General features: G+C 44.7%; 20 protein-coding genes, 2 tRNA genes and 1 riboswitch. Of the genes, 7 read left to right on the top strand and 15 right to left on the bottom strand.

The window, feature by feature from the left end; translation table 11 throughout:
- Positions 1-71: 71 nt before the first annotated feature.
- The 13 genes from thiI to MHI37_RS12850 all read right to left on the bottom strand — a co-directional run bounded on the left by thiI (position 72) and on the right by MHI37_RS12850 (position 14,966).
- Positions 72-1,292, bottom strand: a complete 1,221-nt coding sequence (gene thiI / locus MHI37_RS12910) for a tRNA uracil 4-sulfurtransferase ThiI (protein ID WP_076335708.1) — start codon at positions 1,290-1,292, stop codon at positions 72-74.
- A 2-nt stretch (positions 1,293-1,294) separates the two neighbouring features.
- Positions 1,295-2,443, bottom strand: coding sequence for a cysteine desulfurase family protein (locus MHI37_RS12905; RefSeq protein ID WP_076335709.1), 1,149 nt, complete (start codon positions 2,441-2,443; stop codon positions 1,295-1,297).
- A 194-nt stretch (positions 2,444-2,637) separates the two neighbouring features.
- Positions 2,638-3,312 carry a lytic transglycosylase domain-containing protein gene (locus MHI37_RS12900; RefSeq protein WP_076335710.1) on the bottom strand — a complete coding sequence of 225 codons (675 nt, stop codon included), beginning with the start codon at positions 3,310-3,312 and terminating at the stop codon, positions 2,638-2,640.
- 361 nt (positions 3,313-3,673) lie between these two features.
- Entirely contained in the window at positions 3,674-4,381 is a 708-nt protein-coding gene (locus MHI37_RS12895; RefSeq protein WP_076335711.1) for an HAD family hydrolase, read from the bottom strand.
- A 654-nt stretch (positions 4,382-5,035) separates the two neighbouring features.
- On the bottom strand, positions 5,036-5,638 hold the full coding sequence (locus MHI37_RS12890; RefSeq protein ID WP_076335712.1) for a nitroreductase family protein: 603 nt from the start codon (positions 5,636-5,638) through the stop codon (positions 5,036-5,038).
- A gap of 71 nt (positions 5,639-5,709) precedes the next feature.
- Positions 5,710-6,414: a TIGR02206 family membrane protein gene (locus tag MHI37_RS12885; RefSeq protein WP_076335845.1), complete on the bottom strand. Its 705-nt coding sequence runs from the start codon at positions 6,412-6,414 to the stop codon at positions 5,710-5,712.
- Between the two features lie 80 nt (positions 6,415-6,494).
- Positions 6,495-7,193 carry a response regulator transcription factor gene (locus tag MHI37_RS12880; protein WP_076335713.1) on the bottom strand — a complete coding sequence of 233 codons (699 nt, stop codon included), beginning with the start codon at positions 7,191-7,193 and terminating at the stop codon, positions 6,495-6,497.
- Positions 7,186-8,589 (bottom strand): HAMP domain-containing sensor histidine kinase, encoded by a 1,404-nt coding sequence (locus MHI37_RS12875; protein WP_076335714.1) that lies wholly within the window; start codon positions 8,587-8,589, stop codon positions 7,186-7,188. The genes MHI37_RS12880 and MHI37_RS12875 overlap by 8 nt, the downstream gene beginning before the upstream one ends.
- Positions 8,590-8,610: 21 nt before the next feature.
- Positions 8,611-9,339, bottom strand: coding sequence for a DUF6081 family protein (locus tag MHI37_RS12870; RefSeq protein ID WP_076335715.1), 729 nt, complete (start codon positions 9,337-9,339; stop codon positions 8,611-8,613).
- A 31-nt stretch (positions 9,340-9,370) separates the two neighbouring features.
- Complete coding sequence (locus MHI37_RS12865) at positions 9,371-10,282, bottom strand: prenyltransferase (RefSeq protein ID WP_076335716.1); 912 nt, start codon at positions 10,280-10,282, stop codon at positions 9,371-9,373.
- A 187-nt stretch (positions 10,283-10,469) separates the two neighbouring features.
- Positions 10,470-11,813, bottom strand: coding sequence for a GH1 family beta-glucosidase (locus MHI37_RS12860; protein WP_076335717.1), 1,344 nt, complete (start codon positions 11,811-11,813; stop codon positions 10,470-10,472).
- A 379-nt stretch (positions 11,814-12,192) separates the two neighbouring features.
- Positions 12,193-13,950 (bottom strand): methyl-accepting chemotaxis protein, encoded by a 1,758-nt coding sequence (locus tag MHI37_RS12855; RefSeq protein WP_076335718.1) that lies wholly within the window; start codon positions 13,948-13,950, stop codon positions 12,193-12,195.
- An 85-nt stretch (positions 13,951-14,035) separates the two neighbouring features.
- A riboswitch (cyclic di-GMP riboswitch) is annotated at positions 14,036-14,120 on the bottom strand.
- Between the two features lie 75 nt (positions 14,121-14,195).
- A complete protein-coding gene (locus MHI37_RS12850) occupies positions 14,196-14,966 on the bottom strand; it encodes a DUF1836 domain-containing protein (RefSeq protein ID WP_076335719.1) in 771 nt (256 codons plus the stop codon).
- A gap of 252 nt (positions 14,967-15,218) precedes the next feature.
- On the opposite strand from MHI37_RS12850, the gene MHI37_RS12845 reads away from it, so the two are divergent.
- From MHI37_RS12845 to MHI37_RS12835, 3 genes are all read left to right on the top strand, one after another.
- Positions 15,219-16,538: a hemolysin family protein gene (locus MHI37_RS12845; protein WP_076335720.1), complete on the top strand. Its 1,320-nt coding sequence runs from the start codon at positions 15,219-15,221 to the stop codon at positions 16,536-16,538.
- 160 nt (positions 16,539-16,698) lie between these two features.
- Positions 16,699-16,774: transfer RNA gene (locus tag MHI37_RS12840), tRNA-Thr, on the top strand.
- A gap of 11 nt (positions 16,775-16,785) precedes the next feature.
- Positions 16,786-16,862, top strand: a tRNA-Pro gene (locus MHI37_RS12835).
- Between the two features lie 67 nt (positions 16,863-16,929).
- Here the strand turns inward: MHI37_RS12835 and MHI37_RS12830 are convergent.
- Together MHI37_RS12830 and MHI37_RS12825 are read right to left on the bottom strand one after the other, a co-directional pair.
- Complete coding sequence (locus MHI37_RS12830; protein WP_076335721.1) at positions 16,930-18,306, bottom strand: M48 family metallopeptidase; 1,377 nt, start codon at positions 18,304-18,306, stop codon at positions 16,930-16,932.
- A 35-nt stretch (positions 18,307-18,341) separates the two neighbouring features.
- The gene (locus MHI37_RS12825) at positions 18,342-20,084 is read right to left on the bottom strand and encodes a hypothetical protein (RefSeq protein ID WP_218638923.1); all 1,743 of its coding nucleotides are present in this window, start codon (positions 20,082-20,084) and stop codon (positions 18,342-18,344) included.
- Between the two features lie 138 nt (positions 20,085-20,222).
- Between MHI37_RS12825 and MHI37_RS12820 the strand changes: the two genes are divergently transcribed.
- The 4 genes from MHI37_RS12820 to MHI37_RS12805 all read left to right on the top strand — a co-directional run bounded on the left by MHI37_RS12820 (position 20,223) and on the right by MHI37_RS12805 (position 25,591).
- A complete protein-coding gene (locus MHI37_RS12820; RefSeq protein ID WP_076335723.1) occupies positions 20,223-21,224 on the top strand; it encodes a substrate-binding domain-containing protein in 1,002 nt (333 codons plus the stop codon).
- Positions 21,221-22,672, top strand: a complete 1,452-nt coding sequence (locus tag MHI37_RS12815) for a sensor histidine kinase (RefSeq protein WP_076335724.1) — start codon at positions 21,221-21,223, stop codon at positions 22,670-22,672. The genes MHI37_RS12820 and MHI37_RS12815 overlap by 4 nt, the downstream gene beginning before the upstream one ends.
- A complete protein-coding gene (locus MHI37_RS12810; RefSeq protein ID WP_076335725.1) occupies positions 22,647-23,981 on the top strand; it encodes a response regulator in 1,335 nt (444 codons plus the stop codon). Before MHI37_RS12815 ends, MHI37_RS12810 begins: the two co-directional genes overlap by 26 nt.
- Before the next feature lie 236 nt (positions 23,982-24,217).
- Positions 24,218-25,591: a sugar porter family MFS transporter gene (locus MHI37_RS12805; RefSeq protein ID WP_076335726.1), complete on the top strand. Its 1,374-nt coding sequence runs from the start codon at positions 24,218-24,220 to the stop codon at positions 25,589-25,591.
- Positions 25,592-25,627: the final 36 nt, after the last annotated feature.

Here is a 25,627-nt window from a genome sequence, read left to right as displayed (position 1 = left end):
AATGCGATAAAGAGAATGGACAGCCTCATCAAGCTTAAGACCTGATGGGCTGTCCATTCAACTTTAAATGATCAAAACCAACTATCCTCACCTGCAGTTTGAACCGTTGTTTGCTGCATAGGCGTAAGTAGCAGCTCCTCTGTACCCTCGACAGCATCCAGCAACAATTGCTTATAATTCGGTATGAGCGATTCAATTTTCTCGGCGATTCTAAGATTTGGATTAGTGCTTGGCGATTTTGGCAAAAATAATGTACAGCAATCCTCAAAGGGCAGTATCGAGGTTTCAAACGTACCAATTCTTTCTGCCATTCGAATAATTTCATGCTTGTCCATCATAATCAGCGGCTTCAACTGCGGAAGCTGCGTCGCGCGTCCAATCACATTCATGCTGGGCAGCGTTTGGCTAGCCACTTGGCCTAAGCTTTCACCTGTTACGATTCCACTTGCCCCGTTCCGCTCCGCCAGCTGCTCCGTTATGCGCATCATCGCTCTTCTCATTAGCGTTATGATGAGATTATCACTTTTGGCTTGGACCAAAGTCGTCTGAATTTCAGTGAAGGGCACCAGATGCAGCTTAATAGGCTCGCCGCTGAAATACGACAATCTTTTCGCCAGCTCTATCACTTTATCCTTCGCCTGCTCGCTGGTGAAAGGATAGCTGTGAAAATGTACCGCCTCCAGCTCCAGACCTTTGCGCAGAGCCAGCCAACCTGCTACAGGGCTGTCTATGCCGCCTGAGAGCAGAAGCATTGCTTTGCCGTTTGAAGCAAATGGAAACCCTCCAGCCCCAGGTATAACTTCGTAGAATACATAGGTAGCTTCACTTTGTATATCTACTCGCAATTCAACCTCAGGCTTGCTTACATTCACTTTAAGGTCCGGAATAGCATGAAGAACATGTCCTCCGACCAAATGATTCATTTCTTGCGAGGTATGTGGAAACGTTTTCCACGCGCGTTTCGCGCTTACCTTGAACGTTTTTGGCTTCTCCGGCAGTGCCTGCATGAGACCAAGAGCCGCAGCTCTTATTTTCTCAAGATCATTCTCTGTGCTGACCACCGGACTGAGCGAAACGATGCCAAATAAATCTTTTAGTCTATCCACAATCGGCTCATGCGAATGTCCATTAAGCAGCACAAACAGACGCCCAAAGGATTTGTAATAAGTCACATTCTCATATGCGAGCAAAGCCTGCTTCACCTGCTCAAGCATCCGCTTCTCAAATTTATTGCGATTTCTTCCTTTTACCATTAAATCTCCATAACGAAGTACTACCTGATCATAAAGCAAAGTTAAGTCAATCTCCTCTCAAGCGGCTTTAATTGCTGGGCGATCTGACGCAGCGCGTCGCCTAGCGCAGCAATATCGCGCTCCTCATGCTCATCTCCTAGGCTGATGCGTATGCCGCCTGTCGCCTGCTCATGGGTTGCGCCAATTGCAAGCAGGACACGGCTTGGCTTATCATCCTTAGAAGAGCAAGCTGATTTTGTTGATGCCATTATACCATGCTGCTCCAGCATGTGTACGATGACCTCCGGCTTCATGCCCGGGTAAGAAAAATGGACGATATGCGGTGCTATCGGCTCCGCCCCATTTAGCTTAAGCTCCTCTATCCCGCTTATCATCGAGATGAGCTTCCCTCTCAGCAGCTTCATCTTGCGCTCACGCTGCTCCATAGCCTCAAGCGACATGCGCAGCGCCTTAGCTGAAGCTACAATACCCGGTACATTTTGTGTACCTGGCCTGATGCCATGCTCATGAGAGCCTCCGGACAGAATCGGATACAATGTTATGCCCGACCGCACATACAAATAGCCGATTCCCTTAGGCCCTCTAAGCTTATGAGCAGATCCGCTAAGCAGATCAACCCCCCACTCCTCAATAGGAATGGGCAGCTTGCCCATGCTCTGGACAGCGTCGACATGAAACATCGTCTTCGGATAACGGCTGAGCAATCGCCCAATCTGCTCAATGGGCTGAATCGATCCGATCTCATTATTCACATGCATAATGCTGACAAGTATCGTATCCTCGGTTAATGCCTCTTCCAGCTGCTCTACGCGCACATGTCCGGACTCAGAGACAGGCAAATAGGTTACCCAGAAGCCCTCCTGCTCCAGCTGTGCGAAAGTCTCATAAACAGAGGCATGCTCGATCTGCGATGTAATCAAGTGCTTTCCGCGTCCCGCATATTGCCGGGCAACCCCTTTAATCGCCAAATTGTTGGATTCCGTCCCACCTGAGGTGAACAGCCAATCTCCCTTAGTGGTATGCATGCGTTCGGCAAGCAGTGAGCGCGAGCGCTCAATCAGCTTATTCGTATCGATGCCAAAACGATGCAAGGAGGATGGGTTCGCATACTGCGACCTCATGACTTCCATCATCGTTTGGATGACCTCATCATATGGCGGCGTTGAAGCACAGTGATCAAAATATAGCATAGTTAGATTGTCTCCTTTTCCAAGGTGAACCGGCTGTCGCCGTTCTTATGTCGGTGGTGCGTTTCATTCCGGAGAAATATAGAGAAAGTATGGCGAAACTTTTACTATCCTATATTTTAAAAAAAGAAAAAGATCAGCGATTGCTCCTGCCAAGCGGCGTAGAGCTTAATCGTGATCTTATTGCTGCCACCGTTCTACTTCGCTTGCAGCACCTTCACAACATACCGCTGCGTCTCTTCAGGCAGCGATTCAAGCTTCTCGATCAGCTGCTCATTCGTTCGTATGCCAGCTCGATCCACTCGTCCAGGACCAGCGTTATAAGCAGCTAGAGCAACCTGCTCATTCCCGTCGTATTTCTTGAGCAGCATCGATAAATATTTAGTCCCGCCCTCAATATTCTGGGCAGGGTCAAATGAATTAGTCACACCTAGCCCTTTGGCAGTGCCATCCATTAGCTGCATTAGCCCCTTTGCGCCTGATCCTGATTCTGCATCTGACCGAAATCCGGACTCTGTCTGGATGACCGCTTGGATCAAGGCTGGATCTACGCCATACCTGCTGGCTGCTTGTTGAATAATATCATCATATTCGCTCTTGGTGCCCGCTGTTGATGCTTCGTCCATCTTCGTTACAAACGCAGAAAGATCAAATGCAGAAAGCTGAGCAAGCGCATCTGTTGTCAGCATCGGAAGCGAGGAAGCACTATCCGACGCGCTATCAGACATATATTGGGATAATAGAGTATCAAATAAGGAAGAAGTGCCATTGCCTGTTGTCGCCTGCAAAGGATTCGATGCTGCTTTCAAATCAAGACTTGGCGTAAGCTGAATCTGCAGTAAGGTTTTTATAATTCGCGGATCTATACTCATGGGGCTCCTCCTAGCTAGCTTATGCATTGAATAAAATTGTGAAATAAATCTATATAAGTTGAACTTGAAAATGAAGTTATAGCGAAGCGAGAAGATCGTTCTGGAGAAACGAAGTGTTCGCCTTTGCAGGTGGATTCTTACCTTTAAATGTCTTAGGAAATCAAAGAATCTGGCTGCAACAGCGATCGTAAGAATGATCTACTCGCGCAGCGCCCAAAACGTAAGTTTCTAGTTCAATTTATATACTTTAACTATATCGGTTTTTATTGTACATGTTTTTAGAGCAAACAGCTAGTTCCCTATATTTCATTCCGGAGAAATATAGAGAAAGTATGGCGAAAGGATATATTTCTCTATATTTTCAAAAAAGCAGCGGATACACCTCTTGAATCGACTCACATTCCAAATAGTTTATCTCGCTATTCTCCTTATTTGGCCTTTGCTTTCTTGGATTCAGCCATACGGGCGTCCAGCCAGCAAGGTAGGATGGCGCGATATCGTTATGCCATGCATCGCCAACATAAGCCATCTCCTCTGGCAAATGTCCGGAGAGCCGCTGAACATGCCGAAATACATTAGCGTCTGGTTTGGCGATTCCGATTCCATCAGAAATATAAACAGCCCTCTCGTCTATGTAAGACAACAGCCCGAGTGCCTTAATTTTGCTCTGTTGGTGCAGAACGGGCCCATTTGTAATCAATCCAATAGCTATGCCAGCTTCCTTCAGCTGCCCAAACAGCTCCGCAGCACCTTCGCGAAGCATTAATCGCGATTGTTCCTGTTCATAGCTTTGCTGAAGCTCAAGCGCTGCTTCGGCAGATACTTCGAACCCAAGCTCGGCAAATGCAGCCGTAGCGCGCATAATTCTCAGCTCCTGAAGAGACAGCTGCCCTAAAATATGCTGCTCCCACAGCCGATCGCTATGAAGCCTAATGCTTTTGTACAAATCCTCTATGTGAAAGCTGCTTTTGTTCACCTTTAACGACCTAGTTTTTTCCACAGCCAATTGAAAAGGCTTCAGTTGATCATATAACGTATCATCCAAATCAAAATAAACTGCTTTTATCATCTGCTTACCCCTGTCTTTGCATCAATCTCTATACTTTAAAGCCAACCTCAATTATAGTCGCTCTGGAAAGTTTAAACCAGTAAGAAGAAACGGCTCGCCGTCCTTTGGCGGCGTCAGCGCGTTTCATTCCCAGAAATATAGAGAAAGTATGGCGAAAGGATCTACTTTCTTGTATTAAACAAAATCACCCTTACGGGGTGATTGGAAATCGCAGACGCTTCAGCTCGGACTTCTAACGGAAACCACAGACGCTAAATCGGCTTTATTTTTCGTTTCAAGATTGTAACGGAAATACAGGCCTCTATTTGCATCCTACATACCGGATCTCGCTTCATTTCTGCGTAATAGCGTCTCCCACTTCCGTTAAAATGTGACACTAACCAAAATTGGAACTTTAGCGTCTCTGGTTTCCGTTAGAATTCGTTATCCGCTCTCCGGCTGCTCGTGCAGCATCGTTATCAACAGGTCCGGAGAATGCATAGTTTTCTATACACAAGGTGAAACGACTGTCGCCGTCCTTTTGGCGATGGTGCGTTTCATTCCCGAGAAATATAGAGAAAGTATGGCGAAATGATCTGCTTTCCTGTATTTAAAAAAGACCGTACCGCCAACCTCGGTACGATCTTTGATTTCCGCATAATATCCGCGGAGCACTTATTTAAATATTTTGACACGCTCGTCCAGCGGCTTGAATTCCTTTTCTCCCGGCGCCACAGTCGGTTTGCCGAAAGGCATTTGGGCAATCAACTGCCATGAATCAGGCAACGACCATGTTTGCTTCACTTCTTCATCAACAAGCGGATTGTAATGCTGAAGCGATGCGCCGAAACCTTCTTTCTCGAGCGCAGTCCATACAACGAATTGATGCATGCCTGACGAGTGATGCGACCAGATCGGAAAGTTTTGCGCATAAGATGGAAAACTTTCCATGAGTCCGTCTACAACCTTCTTATCCTCAAAAAATAGAACCGTCCCATAGCCGCTTTTGAAACCACTCATTTTTTGCTCTGTTTGCTCAAATTGGTCAGCTGGAACTATCGCACGAAGCGTATTCGTAGTCATATCCCAAAATTTATTATGGCTATCGCCCAGCAATACAACAAGGCGTGCGCTTTGTGAGTTAAAGGATGATGGCGTGTTTTTGACCGCTTCCTGCACTAATTCAACAATTTTGTCGTCGGAAATGACAGACTCCTTGCTAATTCCATAAATCGAACGCCGTTCTTTAACTGCTTCCATAAAGGCTTGTGATGTCATAATTTCTCCTGCCTCTCCATTATGTGATCTGTTCCTGCTCAGAACTAAAGCTCATTATCCCCTACCTAGCGTTAATTATGTTTCTTTGCAGCTCTTCTTCTTTGGAGCAACCAAAGCGCTGCATACAATGCAAAAAAAATGCCAAAAGCTACTACCTCAAGCTGCAAAAGATACCACGGCCACGGAGCAAGAAAATCAAGCAAGGATGCAGTTGCGGGCTTGCGGGCCAAAAACATAAAATTAGTCGTCCCAGTGATTAGGTTCGTTAAGGCGGCTGGGATAGCGAGCAAATGCAGCCATAGCCATGCACGAAGCACAGAACGGAAGCTTGGCTGGTATCGTTCCACTGCGATAATATAAATAGCCGCCGCGACAATCGCTATGTGTGCGATAAAAAAATTAAAATACCGGAAATGAGGAAAGGTTTCATCTAAATTCGGTGTGAGCAGTGCCTGCAGAGCACCCATACTTCCAACAAAAAAAATGATGTCATAAGACCCTTTATGATTTACAACCAAGACAACAGCGCTGACTAAGACCATCAAGCTGCACAGCTGAAAAGGTAAAGAACCTATCCACCAGCTGTGCTCAGCTAAAGAGAACAGCTGTAAAGAAAGCTCACAGCCTAACAGCAGAAAAGCCAGCCCAAAACGAGCCTTTCGGTTAAGCTCTGGCTTTCTCAATCGTGTCCGGCACAATATTATACCCAAGCCAACCAGGAACAAAACGGCCAATGCCGCAAAATGCGCAGTCGAGAACAGCTCAAAAACCATCATTTTCAACTCCAATCCCACCTACAAACGTATACGCTTAGCTTTATTTTGCGGAAAAGAACAAAAAAAAAATAGTACCAATTCTATTTGGTACTATCCTCGTTATTATTTTTATGGAATAAACCCATTTCCTTAGCTTTATTAGCCGCTTCACGTGAACCGGTAAGATTAAGCTTTTTTAATATGTGATTAACATGGTTTTTGACTGTGCGCAGCGATACGACAAGCTTATCGGCAATCTGCGGCTGCGTATAGCCTTGATCAATTAAATCCAGCAGCTGCAGCTCAGAGGGGGTAATCAGATCACCCAGCTTCTTCACCTCGAACTCTCGCTCAAGCAGCTTTAGCCTGCGGAATTCCTCCCTCATGCGCTCGGCAACTGCCGCATTAATCGGTGATTGGCTGCGATATGCGGATCTTACTGCCTCTGGCAAGCTTTCAAAATCAGATTTGATCTGATAATCGATGGCTCCGGCTTGAAAGGACCGAAAAATAAGCTCCTTTGCTTCCATTGAGGTCAGCATAATGACTCGCGCTCCCGTCGCTACCGCCGTCTCCTCTGCTAGAAGAATACCCTCTGGCCTGCCATCCAGCATAATATCCATCAAAATAACATCTGCGGCAGTCGAGTGCGCAATACCGTCCTGCAGCGCCTTACGCACGTCCTCGGCTTTGCTTGCCGTCCAAACCACATGAAGGTCTGACTCCTTATTTAAATAGGCGACAAGGCCTCGCAGCCAATCCTGATCATCTTCTATAATCCAAACCCGAATGCTATCCATTTGCTTCTCCCCTCTCTGCCAGCCCCAATTCTCCTTTAACCGCTTGAACGCTCCGTTTTGGGAAGGTTAAATAAATAGATGTCCCTTCTCCCGGCTTGCTGCGCATTCCAAGCATTGCTTTATGCTTGCGCATTACATGATAGGCATAGGGCAGTCCAAGCCCAAAATTGGTATCGCTTCCGTTTTTTGTCGTGTAAAAAGGCTCAAGAACCTTCGTCATCTCACTTTTGACCATGCCTGGCCCGGTATCTCTTACCTCTAGCACAAGCTCTCGCTTCGTCTCATACAAATGAATGAACAACTCGCCGCTGCCCTGCATAGCTTCCAATCCATTGGCAACAATATTGCCAAGAGCTTCACTTACCTGGGCAGGATCGATCAGGCAGCGCCAGCCCTTAATTAAATTCATGCTCAGCTTGATTTTGCCAAGGGTCGGCTCGTAGCCCTTCATCGTTTGCTCTACGAGTGCTGCAATATCCGTATTCTCTACGCGCAATACTAGATCCTCTGTTCGCCGATGAACGCGTTGAAGCATTTCCTGCATATGACGCGAAGCACGAAGCACCGTTTCAACATCCTGCAGCAGCTCTTGCTGATTGGTTTCGATCGCATATGCTTTCATCTTCTCTGAGAACAAACGCATCTTTCCAGCGTCATTTTTTATGGCATGATTAAGAATGGCCGTACCTGAAGTGACCGCGCGCAGCGTCGAATCAAATCTCCGCCTAACGATATTAACCCGAACACCCATAAAGCCATAAGTAAATAGTGCAACGACAAACACAGTAACCCCAAGGCCAACAATCCACGTATTGTAAACCCACATTCTCAGCATTCCAAAGCTAGGCAGCACATAATTCATAACCATGCAGAACATGACCGGCGGCAGCACCGCTGAACAAATAATCCAATGCGTTCGCGAAAATGAAGCGTGAAGCTGTCGCTTGAGCAGCACCTGCACCGCACCAAGCAAAATATAAGGAACTGCCCACCAAACAACGATGGAAAAGGAAATGGGATACATCTCTGTATAAAATGGTGTAAATACGATACAAAAAATAATCGGGATCAATAACAGCAACGGGAGACTTTGCTGCAAACGCTTCGATAGGCGCACTGGCCGATACGAAATCGCAAACAGCAGGAAAGAATAAGGCAATCCGTAATAGGAAGTTAGCGAGGCTACCGCTTGCAGGCGATACAGCAGTTGCTGCGCCACCTCATTCATTCCTGCTTCCGCTGCTGCGGGAAGCCATTGCATGTCCAGTACAGCAGCTAGCGCACCCGCTCCACCGCTAAACGCTACGGCGCCGAACCAGTGATTGACGGATGCGTGCCGATCAGAGAGCCAAATAATTGCTGCAATAGCCCACAAGGCAATAAGAACAAATAACATAGCGCAGCTCCTTCATACAGCTCACTCTTTTATTTCTATCGTAACCGGAGACCATTCCGCTGTGACCGTTTGTCCATGTACGGATACGCTGCCCTCCGGCGTCAAATCTTTTTCTGTCATGATGCCGAGCGCAACTGTAAATTGATTAAATTTCACGGGAATATTCCGCTCTCTTCTCACCTCTCGTCCATTGACGAAAAACACCGCTTCGTCCTCAGAACGATTATACGTAATTTTGTAAGTGTTGAACTCACGCGCATCAAACTCTGTATCTTCCTTAAATATGCAAAAATATCGTGTTTTATCCGTTTCAGGCACTGTAACGCCTGGAAATGGAAGAACAGCATAGACGCTGGCGTACTTATCGTTACCGGCAAAGAAATCAAGCGCTCCGCCTGTCGTAAAGTCGAGCAGGTTCAATGAAACATAGCCATCATACAAATCATTTGGCGCCGTATTTTGCGAGCGGGCCCGGATTTGAAGCTCAAAGCTTATTTCACCCGATTCCGGAACAACGACCGGCTCCGCAGAATAATACATATGCTTCGCGTTGTCAAGAATTTGGATTTGATTATTGGAGCGGCTAAGTGGAGCGCGTACATATAGAATGCCGTTGCGTACGATAACGACTGCATTCGGTTCGCGATACTCCCAGAAAGAGCCATCCTGCAGTGGAAAACCACCAATTTTCCAGACCTCTCCTTCGTTTAATATCGTATGAAAGTCTCCTAAAATCCTTTTGTTGTCCATTGTTCGATGACCTCTTTCTAAGCTGAAATGTTTAAATGAGCCCTTGAATAATTAAAGCTGCAATCATAATAACTCCACTGCGAATCGTTGCTTTCAACGAAGCAGCCATTAATGGCGCATACGCGATAGATTCATTATGCGACGATAATCTGCCATACACAAGGTAAAGCGGAATGACTGTCGGCAGTGCTAGCAAAGCATAGATCGGAAGCGCCTGTGCCAAGACACAGATGATGAGTGAGATACAGGCAAGTACAAGTAATATTTTTGAAAATAGCAGCGCCCGCTGCTCCCCCCACACTACAACTAACGTCTTCTTGCCCGCCTGCTTGTCTGCTTGCCAGTGCAGAAAGTGATGATTAAATAAAATGAGCGTTGTCATAAGTCCAATGGGAAGCGAGAGCAGCAGTGGACGATAATCAAGCAGCGACGTTTGTACAAAATAGGCGCCTACCACTGGCAGCACGCCAAAAGATATCAAAATAGCTATTTCACTATAGCCCTTGCCGCGGTAACCAAACTTAATTGGCGGCGCAACATAAAAATAAGCAATAAGCGCACCAAGCAAACCGAATACAAGCGCCAGCCAGCCGCTATAAATACTAAGAATAATTCCACAAACCGCCGCTATTGCCAGCAGACCCCATGTAACAGCCGCAAACATGCGAATACTCCATGTGCCTTTCGTCAAATAACCAGAATTTGTCGCTATCGCCCCTTGTGTACTCTGGGCCGCTGCATCCGTACCGTTATAGTAATCCCATAAATCATTAATCATATTGGAAAATAAATGAGCAGCTGCTGCTCCAATTAACGTTACAATAAATAAATATAGATTAAAAATATCATTCCAAACGTAAGCACCCAGTGAACCAAGCGCTATTGGAATTAGCATAACCGGAAGCACTCTCATTCTGGATGCTTTCTTAAATTGTTCAAACATAGATATCCACTGCCCTCTCTGTTGTCATAATTTAATTGAACCACTTTCATTCTCATGGCGTCAACCAGTCATTCCGCTGCAGCTGTACATGCTGTCATCGTATTGTAAGCAAATCGCGAAAAAAAATCAGGCATCCCACCTGTTTATTGGCAGGTTGCCTGATTTTTATTTTAAAGCGCTGCGTATTTTAAACTTCCAGTTGATTGCTAGAAGAAAGTTGTTTGTACCAATAATAGCTTTCTTTCGGTGTTCTTTCCAATGTATTGAAGTCGATATGTACAAGTCCGAAAGGCTTCGAATAACCGAAGGCCCACTCGAAGTTGTCCATGAGGGACCATACCATATAGCCTTTTACAGGAACGCCCGACGATATTGCACGGTGAAGAGCCATAATATGATCGCGCAAGAAATTAATTCTTGCTTCATCATTCACTTTTCCGTCCACTAGATCAGCCTCATAGCAAGCTCCATTCTCCGTAATATAAATCGGAATTTGACCATAGGTTGCCGTAATCCATGACAATACCTGATAGAAGCCATCCGCATAAATATTCCAGTTAAAATCAGTTTTCCCCAAGCTTGAGCTAATTTCCTCACTATCGAAGATATCGTTTCCGCTCGCATGCCGAATGAAGCTGCCCGTATAATAGTTTATGCCGAGAAAATCGATTGGCTGCGAGATAATATCCATATCTCCTGGCTCGATTTTTACCGTAAAGCCTTTTTTCTCATACCAGTTCATTAGCAGCTCAGGATATTCACCTTTAAGTACCGGCGATAGGAACCATTCATTAAATGAACCGCTGCGAAGCTGCGTTGCCAAAACATCCTCAGGCGAGGTGCTGTAAGGCGTTCTCCACTCTGTATTCGGTGCATAACCAATCTCGCCCTCGATAGCTAGCTCTCTGAACCGCTTAACTGATTTGCCATGTGCCACTAGAATATGATGGGCAACATCAAGTGCCGTTTGCAAATCCTGTTTCCCTGGCGCATGCTCTCCGATATAATTGGACAATATCGAGATGCACCAAGGCTCGTTCAGCGTGATCCACTTCTTCACCTTGCCATTGAATGCATGAAACACTGCTTCTGAATAGGCAACGAAGGCATCAATCGTAGCCCGATTTTCCCAGCCTCCCTCATCCTGCAGTGATTGCGGCAAGTCCCAGTGATAAAGCGTAACGAACGGTTCAATGCCGTTAGCAATCAGCTTGTCTATGAGCTCCTCATAATAAGCAATACCCTCAGCATTCACTTCGCCTCTTCCTTGCGGGATGATGCGCGGCCATGCAATCGAAAAACGATACACGTCAACATTAAGCTCCTTAAGCAACCGAATATCCTCATCAATACGATGGTAACTATCGCAAGCCACATCTCCTGTATCACCATTCAGAACTTTTCCAGGCGTCTTCGCAAACGTATCCCATATACTCGGAGCACGATTCCCTTCATCGTACGCACCTTCAATCTGATAAGCAGCCGTCGCCGTTCCCCATTTAAAATCATCAGGAAATTTTACAGTTGTCATTCTCCACTACCTCCATCTTTTTCTAGCAATATAAGTTGAACTAGAAATTTACGTTGTGAGCGCTGCGCGAGAAGATCATTCTTACGATCGCTGTTGCAGCCAGATTCTTTGATTTTGTTAGACCTTTAGAGGTAAGAATACGGCTGCAAAGGCGAACACTTCGTTTCTCCAGAACGATCTTCTCGCTTCGCTATAACTCCATTTTCAAGCTCAACTTATATATCTTATATGTACAACGATTTATTATACTGCTCAAGCTGTGACTAAACTAACGGTAGTATGACTTTTATATGACAAGCGTACCTGTCCATCCTAAGAATAAGCAGGAAAAAACCGTTCAGCTCAGAGCTGAACGGTCTAAATCAAGCAAGTATCGCGTTTAAAGCTTAAATACCGAAGCCTTTTCCTTCAACTCATGCGAGGAACCTGTCAGCTTCTCAGCCAAAGTGCGCAATTCATCCGAAATATCATTTTGCTTAACGGACAGCTCGCTCATATGCTCCATTTTCCCATTTACATCCGATGACGTATTAAGCAGCTTGTCAACTGCAGAAACAATATGCGTCATGCCCGATGTAATTTCGCTAATCGCAGTAGAAATTTCACTCATCTGATCCGATAGCACCGCACTCTGCGATTCTAAAGCCTGGAAAGTACCGCTAGCCGTTTCCGATACTTGTCGTGTCGTATCGATCACATTGGCAAAGCTGCCAATGGTGCGGCTGCTGGCGGCTACATCGTTTTGAATGAGCGTCAATTCCTTCGTGATTTGTTTGGAGATCGTATCCGTCTGGCCAGACAGCTTCCGAATCTCATCCGCTACTACCGCGAAACCTCTGCCGTGCTCGCCTGCCCTGGCTGATTCTATCGATGCGTTGAGAGACAGCAGGTTCGTTTGCGTATTCAAATCCTGAATGCCATTCAAAAACTTAGCAACATTATTATAACGAGAATTCATAGCTTCGAAAGCTTCAGTCAGCTTAGCAAACTGTTCAACGGTTTCGTTAACCATTGAGACTACGCCAGCCATTTGCTGTGACCCGCTTTGAGAAGATTGCTTCATCTGCTGCATGTCATTATTTATGTACTCGCTGGAAGCTGCAATTTGCTGCGAGCTGGCAGAAATTTGCTCGGTTACTGCTGAGATTGATGATGCATCATCATACTGTGAGAGCAGTGCTTCTCTGCCAAGATCAACCTGACCCTTCACATCCTCGGAAGCTTTACGATTGCTGCCAATCATCGTGTCCATATTGCGTGAAACTTGCAGTACAGATTCGCTGACCGTTAATGTAGCCTTAATGGTTTCCCGTAAATTATCGCCCATTGCTGCCAATGCAACATCGATATCTCCAAACTCATCAGAACGAACGAGCTTTTCCTGAGTTGTAAAGTTATTGTCACCGTAAGCATGAATTCTTCTTGTAATGCCGGAAAGTCCCGTCTTAATCGATCTCGTGACGGCAAAAATCATAAGCGCCGGCAAAATCGCAAGTAAGATAACGTTGATCAGTACAATCATGTTGGCACTTGATACGTCATTGTTAAGCGCTGTTTGTGTTATACCCGCATCGCGGGTTAATCGATCAGTCATCATATCATTGGAATAGTTAAGGATAATCGTGTAGACGCCGATCAAATTACTGACCCGCAGCGATTTTTCTTCTATCGTTAAACCAGTAACATCTGTACTCGTCTGTTTAAGATTGTCTAGTGCAAGCCGGATAACTCCAACTTGATTCGCATATCTAGGACCATCTTCAGTGACAGGGGGATAGTCTTTGTCCATTTCAATAAGCTGTTTCTCTAATTCATCGATCTTTGGAGGCAAGCCTTCCAAATCTTTCATTACGGCTTCCGCATCGCTTTGTCCATTCTCGATGGCATCGACCATAAGCAGCATCGTCTTCAGCAGTTGGTTTGAAATGCTTTGATAATTACGTTCTGCTTTTGACAGCTCTTCTGAATTTTCAATGGAGCTGGCTACTGAGAGATTCTGTACGTAAATAAAAATACCGGAACCTAAATTAAAAATAGTAATGATTGCACAAATAATGAGCAGCCTGGTCGTTATTTTCTTAGTATTCAGCCTCTTTGAAATCTTTGCAATTCTCTCCATCCACACTTTAAGAAACATGTTTTCTCTCTCCTCTGTTTCCTGAAATAAGCAAAAAAGCTATCCAGCCACAGGAGGCGGACAGCTTCAATATCGCTTATATCCTTCCGGCGGTCTGGCCGCCGTAGTGTGAACACCTTAGGCCCATAACTTTGCGTACTAATCTTTCAATTAGCTTGCCTTTTCAGTTTGTCTATGTCTGTTTATTTACAACACTCCCCAGTATAGGTTATTTCAGAGAGCTTGTACATACCATTAGACCTAATTTACTCCGGATTTAGAAATAAAGTCGCGTTGCAATAACGCCTGGCCAACGAATGAAAGTAAGACGTCTGAATCGATATAACCGCAACGAGTAAAATATTACGAACCGCTTCCCATTGCTTCTCCGATAAATTGGGCAGTCGGCTGGCAAATTGATTCGCTGAGGAGCGAATCACATGCTCAGTCAGTTGATCCTGATGCGGATGCTCCTTCAAATGACCGGAAATATCAAGCAATTGATCGTTATTAGCATCCAATTCCTCAAACATACTTGTGTATGCTGCATATAGTTCAATTGGACCAATAAGATCATCTGCCATGTCCTCCGGCTTCTTAAAAATAATCTCAAACAGCTTGCGTATAGATTCAAAATCTAAATTTGACTTTAAATCATCAATAATGAACAATAACGCCGCTTGATTAAGCGAATATTTTTTACCTGCCTTTGGACAATCAAAATAAAGCTTGAAATCACGCTTTACCCAATTCTGCATCGAAGTTATCGATAGATTTGAATATTCAATCAGCTTGCCGAGCGCAGCTATATCATGAAGTGAGAAGCCTTTGAGCTCATTGCCTTTAATTAGCTTCTCAATAATTGGAGGCAGCAGCGTGGATAAAAACGCAGGCAATCCCGACCCTTTTTCCAAATCGCCCTGATGTGTTTTGGTCCATGCGGCTTGCAGTACCTGAAGCGGCTTCTGACCATGCTTGCCGTCCAAGGCAAGCAGCAGGCACGCCATCTCTTTTCGAGTAATCGTAAAGGACTCCATATCCCTTCCTCCTCGCAGTTTCGTCGTACATGCTATGTTGTAGTTCATATGAACTCATCATATGCCGGAGTTTGACGCTTGTAAAGGCTCGATAATCAATGAGAACTAGCTTTTCCAGCTTATAGAATCACTTTAAATGCAGATAGAAGGCGTTTACCGTTGGATATGAGAGTTGTCATATCCTGTTATGATTCGTTATAGTAGATCATAAGAATAAAAAATATAATAAAAAAAGGGTAGTGAGAAACGGAAATGGGTATAGGATTCAATTTATTCATGATTGCTCTTCTAATTTTATTAACTGCTTTTTTCGTCGCAACGGAGTTCTCCATCATTAGACTTCGCTCCAGTCGGATCGATCAGTTAGTTCTTGAGGGCCGGAAGAACGCGCTTGCCGTTCAACAGGTCACGAGTAATCTGGATGCCTACTTGTCAGCCTGCCAATTAGGTATTACCATTACAGCGCTCGGGCTGGGCTGGCTGGGAGAACCAACAGTAGAAAAAATGCTTTTACCCTTGTTTAAACAGTTAGAAATTAATGATGATATTAGTCATATTCTATCCTTTTTCATTGCCTTTATTTCGGTGACTTTTCTGCATGTCGTTGTCGGTGAGCTCGCACCAAAAACGTGGGCGATCCAAAAAGCAGAATTCATCAGTTTTTTAACAGCTAAACCGATTATTCTATTTTACAAAATTTTGTTTCCATTCATTTGGTTCCTCAACGGATCAGCCAATACCTTGGTTCGCTTGTTCGGATTAAAACCTGCTACGGAGCATGAAGAAGCGCATTCGGAAGAAGAAATTCAAATCATTCTTAATGAGAGCTATCAGAGTGGAAAAATTAACAATACAGAGTATGGCTATGTAAGCCGCATCTTCGCCTTTGACGAGCTGCTTGCCAAAGAAATTATGGTGCCTCGCACCGACATGATCTGTTTATATACAAACAAATCGTTAACTGAAAATATGGAAATTATTCGCAAGGAACAATATACACGCTTCCCAGTTGCACTTGAGAGCAAGGACAATATTGTCGGCATGATCAACACGAAACAGCTTTTCTTAGAATATGAGACGGATCGTGAACTTGATTTCAAAAAGCTAGTTCATCCCGTTCTAAGCGTTTCCGAGGTTACACCTGTAAAAATGCTATTAAAACGGATGCAGCTCGAGCGAGTTCATATCGCCATCCTGGTGGATGAATACGGCGGTACCTCCGGTCTAATTACGATTGAAGACATTTTAGAGGAAATCGTGGGAGAAATTCGAGATGAGTTCGATGCCGACGAGCGCAAAGAAATTGAACAGCTTGACGAGCATTGCTACCTTCTTGACGGAAAAGTATCGCTTACTGAGCTTAGCGACTTAACCGGTATGAACTTCGAAGAAGAAGATGTCGATACGGTTGGCGGCTGGCTTTACAGCCAGGTGACAGATCCGAAGCCCGGCAAAGAGCACTTTTACGAAAATTATAAATTCATCATACGTGAAACTAGTAAAAACCGAATTCGCAAAGTCGAAATGCTCATTCAGCGTAATGAAGAAGAAGTTGAAGGCGAAATCGCATAACGAAGTAAAACAAAGAAGAAGCCCCCTCAGCATCATGCAGGGAGGCTTCTTTTTCTTCCAAAAATCCCCTTTTTATTTTTCTTCTATTTTTTCAAAAAAACTCTTGCAATCTAATATTATTCTATGTAATAATACATCTTGTGCAAAACGAAAAACACGTGCCGTTGTAGCTCAACTGGTAGAGCAACTGACTTGTAATCAGTAGGTTGGGGGTTCAAGTCCTCTCGACGGCACCACTTTTTTTTAGCGGGACGTAGCTCAGCTTGGTAGAGCACCTGGTTTGGGACCAGGGGGTCGCATGTTCAAATCGTGTCGTCCCGACCACCGTTAATCAAATGAAGAGCTTGTTACATAGATGAAAGAAGCTTGATTGCTCAAGCTTCTTTTTTTTTTATATATTATCACCTATTTTTAGAAGTAATGCCGCAATATCCTCAAACCCGTAATCCAAAGCATAATCCCCGGCCGTATATCCATTATCATCGTATTTCATAGGATTAGCGCCTGCCTTCAGCAGCAATCTTGTCGCTTCCATATCGCCGTTGCTCGCTGCAGTCATTAGCGGAGTCCATCCGGTGCTGTCCTGCAAATCGGGGTTTACCCCCTCCTCCAGAAGCAGCATGACCATTTCCAAACTGTTATTATACAAAGCTACAGTGAGCGCTGTCTCTTCATAACTTGTCTCAACTAGATTGGGATTCGCTCCTGCTTCGAGCAGCGCTCTGCCAATCTCCGTATTATTTAATTGAGCAGCCCACATCAGTGAGGTCCATCCTTCCTCATCTGCCGTATCCGGATTTGCGCCTGAATCGAGCAGCGATTGCACCTCAGTTAGCTTCCCTTCTGATGCTGCGCCAAGCAAATCCTCTCCTGATGAAGCCTCCTTTATCATGGTCACTAATGTACTTGCAGAGATGGAAACCAACCATCCGATGGATAAGGTTCCAACCACGAGTACAGACACGATCGCAATAACAATACCTTTTCTCGTTGTTTTAAATACAATATTAGAAGGAATGCCAGAAAACTGCTGAATGGCATATATACGTTTAGGTAGAGAAGGATGCGTTGACAGCCTCTCAGCCAGCCATACAAAAAAACCTTTCTCATAGCTGGCTTGCAAGAGATACTCCTCTCGATCAACACGCTTATAGAGCGATTTGCCTATCGCCAATATCGTTAAGCCATCCATTGCTGCATCAACATCATTCGTAAAATAGACAGCCATGCGGTCACAGGTATACTCACAAGCACGAGAATACGCTTCCCCAATAAAAGGCAGCCATAAGGCTGGAATAATTAGCAGCTGCTTAGTTAGATGGTTTCGTTTGATGTGGGCGAGCTCATGCGTAATGACAAAGGTCAGCTCCTTTTCTCCACCCTTCTGAATAAGCTCGAACAAATCCGAATAAAGCACAACCATGTTTCTGCCAAAAAATCGCGAAGCAAACGCATTTAAAATGCCGCTGGATTCCATTACATACACATCCGGGACGACGGCAAAGCCCATTTTGCTGCATTGCTCCTGCACGACTGCAAACACTTCAGGAAATTGTCTCGGCGTTATTCTAACGCCATTCACCCGAATGCTGGCGAGCATAATTCCTTGCGCAAGCAGCGGCAGTAAAAACAATATCGGAATTACGATAATAAAGACAAGGGAAAACAACAAACAAAAATAAACCATAATGCTGAAAATCAGCGCTATCGCAAAATAGCGCCCCTCATTCTTATGGACTAGAGATTGATCTGTTTCATAGGGATTCAACAAGACAGCTCCTTTTTCGAGAATAGTACACACATTTACAGTTTTCTTATCGAGCTGACAAAAACCTCAGAGGTCAGCCATTTTCGGAATAAAAGAAAAATAACAATCGACGGCAGACTTAGCCATGCGCCAAATTGCAGTATCACCCTAATGTTGCCTTCTCCTGACGAGGCTTGCTGCGCAAATTGCATAACTGGAGAGTAGTTTTCCACATTGGCGAGATAGATTAATGAAGGATAATAAGAATTCCATAAGACTACAAATTGCAGTGCGCCAAGCGCTAACAGCGGCTTCCATATTTTTGGGATAAAGAGGGTAATAAAGGTATGGAGCTCTCCCCTTCCTCCGGCTTCCGCCTGCTCCTTTAAATCCGCATATCTTGCATTAAAGATACTTTTCAGAACAAATACGGCCGTTAAATTAAAAAATCCAAACAAGAATTGCGGGAATATGGTATTCACCATATTAAGATTACGGGCGAACAAATACTCGCTGATAAGTCCTCCCCCCATCGTAATGATGAGAATCAACAGAAGCTTGTATACGCTGCGTCCCGGCAATCTCTTGACCGTTAATGGATAGGCCAGAGTAACGGTAATGAACATAAACATAAAAACAGCAAGCAAATCAATGACTATATAGGAGACAACATTCCAAAAGGAGAAAAACGACCCTATTGATTCAATCCCCCCTGCAAACGGATATACAAATAGCATATACAATGGGACAATAACGACAATTGCATATAAACATGCTATCGCGATTCCAAAGATGCTCTTTCCACCGTTCTCTGCTTTTATAGCTGAAGGACTAGCATATCCGTTAAATAAATCTTTCAGAAAATTTCCTTTCACAATGAAATATGCAATTACCGTAAAAAAGAGCTGAATACCAAATTGAACCAGCCCAATAGCCGCTGATTGACTCACTTCCATCATCATAAAGCTGATTCGAAAGCTGTAATGTTCGAGTGTGTCTCCTACTTCATAGACCAATGGATTCACTAAGCTCCGAATAAGCTCGAAATCGGTAGACAGCAAGGTAGAGAGCTGTAAAATCATAAAAGCGGCTACTGCTCTTAGAGCGGGAAGCACATTCATTTGCATATAACTCAATTTACTTTTCGTGCTCTCGCTGGCCTGTCTCTCCACTGCCGCATGCTTGGCAGAAATAGCAGCAAGGGCAATCATAATGGGGATGCCACAGGTCTTCAGCACTTCAACGAAAACGAGCATCGGACGGAATACATCGGGATCAGCCCAAATAAGTGTCTCTGTCGTGAGAAAGGGAGAAGTGCTTGGTGAGAGCATATACAGAAAAATAAATGCAAATACAACAGACGGAATAAAAAATGGGATAAGAAACAGCGATGAAAACAATCCTCTTACCAGCTTTGACCGTATACTGCCTAATGCAAGCGCGATTAGAAACGCTGCAGCCCCGCATATGAATATATACATGACTTTGATAAGCAGCGTATTCACAAGCACCTTGCGAAAGATTGGATCAGCGAATAATCGGGTAAAATGATCAAAGCCCACCCATTGACTGTTAAACAAGCCTGTGAAAACTTTATAATCGACTAAAGATATCCATATCCCACTTACAAAAGGTATGATTTTGAAAATAATAAGCAATAACATAGCTGGAATTACGATGATATAGTGCAGCTTATATCTCCATATCCGCTGCGCTATACTTTCATGATTCCCAGTAAGCTTAATTTCTTCCCGCCCTGCAGCCCCTGCTTGATGCTCCATTTTGAACCTCACTCTCATCCATTATTTCCTAAATTATAGTAATTGTTTTTAGTTTTGTATAGCATGAACTTTTGAAAATCCGATGCTGACTTTTGATTGTACCAACTCTCTTGTATAATAATCGAATAGAAATGGATGTTATGAAGGAGCTTTAGCATGTCCAATCGAAAATGGAATATCGGAATTGCCATACTGTTTATAATTTTTGCTTGTCTATTGGCAAGCTTTTTACAATCCACCATAAATATCCGTACTTTACTTCAGCCTGCTCATTCAGATCCGGGGACCGAGAGCGAAGCTACCACTAAACATATCGTGCTCATCTCCCAAGAGCTGGACAATCCTTATTGGCGTTCCATCGAGGAAGGGGCCATAGAGGCAGCGCTCAAATACGGGATGCAGCTTGAGTACGTCGGTCCGCTCCGCATTAATTCATCAGAACAGAGCCAGCTCCTTGAGAAGGCGATTGCAGCCAAAGCGGACGCTGTGCTAGTGCAAGGTATCAACGACCCAAAATATATAGCTCTGATTGACGAGGCAATTGAAGAAGGCATTGCTGTCCTGACGATCGATACGGATGAACAAGGCAGTCGCCGTCTCTCTTATGTAGGAACTAATAATTTTGATGCTGGCGTTGCCATGGGCGAGTTAGTTGCCAAAGCAGCTAGAAATCGTGGAGACGTCGCTGTATTAATCGGCAACGAGCAATCACCGAATCAACAGCTCAGATTGGCAGGCTTTCGTTCCGTCTTGAGTCAGCTCCCTGAGATGACTCTCGTCGATGTTCGCTCCTCGAATATCTCTCGTCTTCAAGCTGCGGGAGAAACGGAGAAGCTGCTTATTCAAAATCCGCAAATTAATTTCATGGTTGGATTAAGCGCTTTAGACGGTATCGGTATTTCGGAAGCCGCACAACGATTACGGCGAAGCGGACTGCAAATCTTTGCATTTGATGCCTTGGAGGAAACCGTTGAGCGGGTTCGCAGCGGAGCCATCCATTCGACGATCGTACAGCAGCCCTATGATATGGGATACGCTGCGATTTCACAGCTGAACGATTATTTTCTTGGTAAACAGCTCCCTGAACATTTTTTCACGAAAGTGACGCTGCTTGGCTCCGATGAATTAAAACGATCAATGGGAGATGCAGACTCATGACTATTCGTACTAAACTGCTTATTTTCATCCCCCTTCTCGTGCTATCGGTCAATATGGTCACCTTTTTTTTATTTCAAAGCGGAAAGATGGTGCAGCAAAGCTACAATCAAATGCTGGATCGCCTCCTTTTGTACAAGCAGTCAACACAGAGCGCAGATACCAGCTTAATAGCACTTAACAGCTATTTGCTTAATCCCGATGAGAAGCAAGGCGAGCTGTTCTCATTGAGCAGAAACCAAGTAGAAGAGCACCAACAACAATTTGTTGAGCTAGCTGCTGCTTCTCTGCCCTCCTCCGTTATTACAAGCTACAGTCAAATGCTGGATACATTTTTGGAGCAGACGCAAGCCGCATTCGATATGACAGCTGCTTATTCCTCAAATGCCTCGTTTGTTCATTACGAGAAAGCTGAGAAAACAGCCAGCTTCATTCGGGAAGACAGTCAGCAGCTCGTTGACATGGAACTAAGTATTTATGAGCCGATCAACAAACAAGTTCAAGCTGAACATAATCGGATGTATTATTTAGGAGCCGCTGTATTTATAACGAATACGTTAATGAGTATTTTACTGGCGATATGGATATCTCGCAGCATTACGCTGCCTGTGAGCAGGCTTGTCTCAAGAGCACGGCAAATATCCAAAGGGAATTTGCAGCAAAGCGCTCATCCGCAATTAGCCGCGGATGAGCTGGGCATTTTATCCAATGCCTTTGAGCAAATGTCAAGCGATCTGTTCTTACTCATTGAGAAGGATAAAGAAAGCTTAGAGAAAGATCGGCTTGTTAAAGAGCTGGAGCTACAGGCGCTGCAAAGCCAAATTAATCCTCACTTTTTATTTAATACACTAAATGCGCTCTCCAAGCTCGCACTCCTTGAAGGAGCCGAGAAAACGAGTGATTTGATCGTATCAATGTCTAATCTGCTCAGGTACAATTTACGCAATCTAGAACATCCCGTCTCCCTGCACGATGAGGTTGAGCATGTGAAGGAATATGTTATTATTCAACAAGCCCGCTTTCGCGACCGCGTACGCTTTGAGCTGGATTTTGATCCACTTGCGCTACAGCAGCAAATTCCGGCATTAACGCTTCAACCGCTTGTAGAGAATGCTTTCGTGCATGGCATTGAGCATATGGAGAGCGGTGCGAAGATTCGCATGCAGATTAAACAGGATGCTAATTACGTGCGCATCATTCTGATGGACAATGGCATCGGGATGTCTGAAGAGGTTCGAGCGGCCTTGCTCCGGCTTGACTTAGTTTCTAATCATAAACAATCTACAGGCTTAGGTACAAAAAATGTATTTAAGCGCCTGCAGCTGTTTTACGGTCAAATAGGGCTGGTAGAAATTGATAGCTCTGCGGGCCAAGGAACAAAAATAACGATAAGCATCCCGCTTGGAGAGGAAGGTGAGCACAAAAATGTACCGACTATTGATCGCCGATGACGAAGCGCTTGAGCGCGAGGGGCTAGAATTAATTATCGAACGGCTGCTTCCAAAAACATTTCATATTGTCCACGCTGAAAACGGACGTTTGGCTATCGAGCATGCTGAGGAGCATCGACCCCATATCGTATTGATGGATGTGAATATGCCCGGTATTCAGGGCCTCGAGGCTATACGTGAAATCAAGCGCTCCATGCCAGAAACAAAGTTTGTCATGATAACGGCATACGATTATTTTGCCTATGCGAAGGAAGCACTCGCTCTTGGCGTAAAGGAATATTTGGTCAAGCCGGCAAAGCGTGAGCAAGTGATTCAGACGCTGCAGATGCTTATTTCAGAGCTCGATGCTGAGAAAAAGAAACGCTCGACCGAGCTGGAGCTGCGCCATAAGCTCTCCCAGTTGATTCCGATCGTAGAAAATGAGCTGGCAATGATGTTCATGATCGATCATATCACATCGACCGATATCGAGCAGTTATCCGAGTGGCTCAGCTTTTCACTGGAGGAGGCGTGTGCGATCGTAATCGCGTTTCCCGAACAGCTCAGCATTGCCAGCCAGCAAAAAATTTATGATAAAATAAGTGGATTTGCGAAAAACTATGAAGCAAACAGCATCGTAAGCTCGTTAATTGATCGTCATATGGCGATCTACATCCATAAAGAATCATTGCAAGACGATCATTTGTGGAAAGAGAGGGCAACGGCCTTCGGAGAAGAGCTATATGGAATGGCCGCTCGTCTCTTCGATTCTAAAATTTCAGTCGGTATCGGCCAAACCTACTCGGGTGCGGAAGGACTGCGAAAATCTTATTTTGAAGCCGTATTCGCTTCTAATTATGATGATCATAATGGAGTGGTATGCCGGTTCGATGAGTTAAAGCAAGGAAAGCGTGCCTCACAAGAGGAACTGCTTGAGTCGTCGCAAGTCATGAATACGATACCCGAAGCCTATGTGCTTTCTGCCATGCAGCGTATTCGTGAGCAGCGTGAGCAGCAAACCCATAGCGTTATGGACCGAGCAAAACATTATATCCAAAGCAAATTCGCCGAGGAGCTGTCGCTCGAGGAAGTAGCCGATTCCGTACACCTTAATCCTCATTATTTCAGTAAAATTTTCAAGCAGCAAATGGGTACAACATTCATTGATTATGTCACCGCTCTTCGTATTGATAAAGCAAAATCGTTAATGGCTTCGGGAAAGCTGAGCTTAAAGGAGGTCTGCTTCGAGGTTGGCTACAAGGACCCCAATTATTTTAGCCGTGTCTTCAAAAAAGTAACTGGCGTTCCTCCGTCCGATTACCGAGAATAAGGCTACAACCAATAAATACCGTGGCAGCTGCTCCATGACATGGACTTTTTTGTGCTTCAAGGCTCAATAAAATGCTAGTCAGTCTAAATTTGAGCGCTATCGGCTTATTGTCCGAAATAAATGCAGCAACAACACGAATTATTGAAGTCTTCTCTGCTCAGATCTACCCAATTTGCGTGATATAATGAAATTCGTTTTAGTGAAGGTTGGGTTTGTCAGAAAGGAGAAAAACGCAGATGGGAAATGTTGTTGCGAGCAATAATGATCGAGTAAGCATGAAATTTGTAACACTTGTTTCTATCGTATCCGCCCTAGGCGGCTTACTTTTCGGCTTCGATACGGCTGTCGTATCGGGTGCTGTAGGTTTTATGGAGGATCGCTTCGATTTATCGAAGCTGCAGGTCGGCTGGGCTGTTTCAAGTTTAATTATCGGCTGTATAGTAGGTGCAGCTATGTCTGGAGTGCTCAGTGATCGCTTTGGACGCAAAAGAGTGCTCATTGCTGCAGCTATCCTCTTCATCATTAGCTCAATAGGCTCCGCCATTCCGGACACCTTCTCTGGCTTTGTTATTGCCAGAATTATTGGTGGAATAGGGATTGGGATTACTTCCACCCTCTGCCCGTTATATAACGCAGAGATTGCTCCCGCCAAATATCGCGGTCGCTTAGTGGCTCTCAATCAGCTCGCTGTCGTTAGCGGCATCTTTCTTACTTATTTCGTAAATCTATGGATATCGAATTCAGGAAATGAGGCTTGGGGCATCGAGACGGCTTGGCGCTGGATGTTCGGAGTTGGCGCTGTTCCCGGTGTACTCTTCCTTGTTCTGTTGTTCTTCGTCCCTGAAAGCCCAAGATGGCTAATTAAGCAAGGACAAGCTGCTGCTGCACTGCCTATTCTCTTAAAGATCCATGGCGAGAAATTAGCTAAACAAGAAGTGATCGATATTAAAAACTCCTTTGCGAACGAAAATGGATCCATCCGTCAGCTGTTTAAACCAAGCTTGCGAATCGTATTAATTGTAGGTGTTGGGCTCGCCATCCTTCAGCAGGTAACTGGCATCAATGCAGTTATGTATTATGCTCCTGAGATATTTAAAGCAACGGGCGCTGGTACGAATGCTGCATTAGTTCAAACCATACTTGTCGGTTTCATCAACCTCTTGTTCACCATCATCGCATTGTGGCTGATTGATAAGGTTGGACGTAAAGCATTATTGCTCTTTGGTTCAGCATCCATGGCAATATCGCTGCTGGTTATCGGAATCGCCTTCCATTCCGGACATACTGACGGCCCGTTTGTACTTGTATTTGTATTGCTGTATGTCGCATCGTTTGCCGTATCTTTTGGCCCTGTCGTATGGGTGCTCATGTCAGAAATATTCCCAAATCGGATTCGCGGCAAAGCGACAGCAATCGCTTCGATGGCCCTTTGGGCAGCAGACTACGTTGTCTCTCAGACGTTTCCACCGCTGCTCAACACCGCTGGTCCAGCAACGACGTTTTGGCTATATGGCGCCATGGCTCTGATTGCCTTCTTCTTCACTTGGCGACTTGTACCCGAAACGAAAGGGAAATCGCTTGAGGAAATCGAAGTTTTGTGGAAAAGATAATATCTCTGTATAATAGATTTATATAACTTGAACTTG

Source organism: Paenibacillus sp. FSL H8-0548 (assembly GCF_038630985.1).
Taxonomy (GTDB): Bacteria; Bacillota; Bacilli; order Paenibacillales; family Paenibacillaceae; genus Pristimantibacillus.
This window is presented reverse-complemented; position numbering and strand designations above follow the sequence as displayed.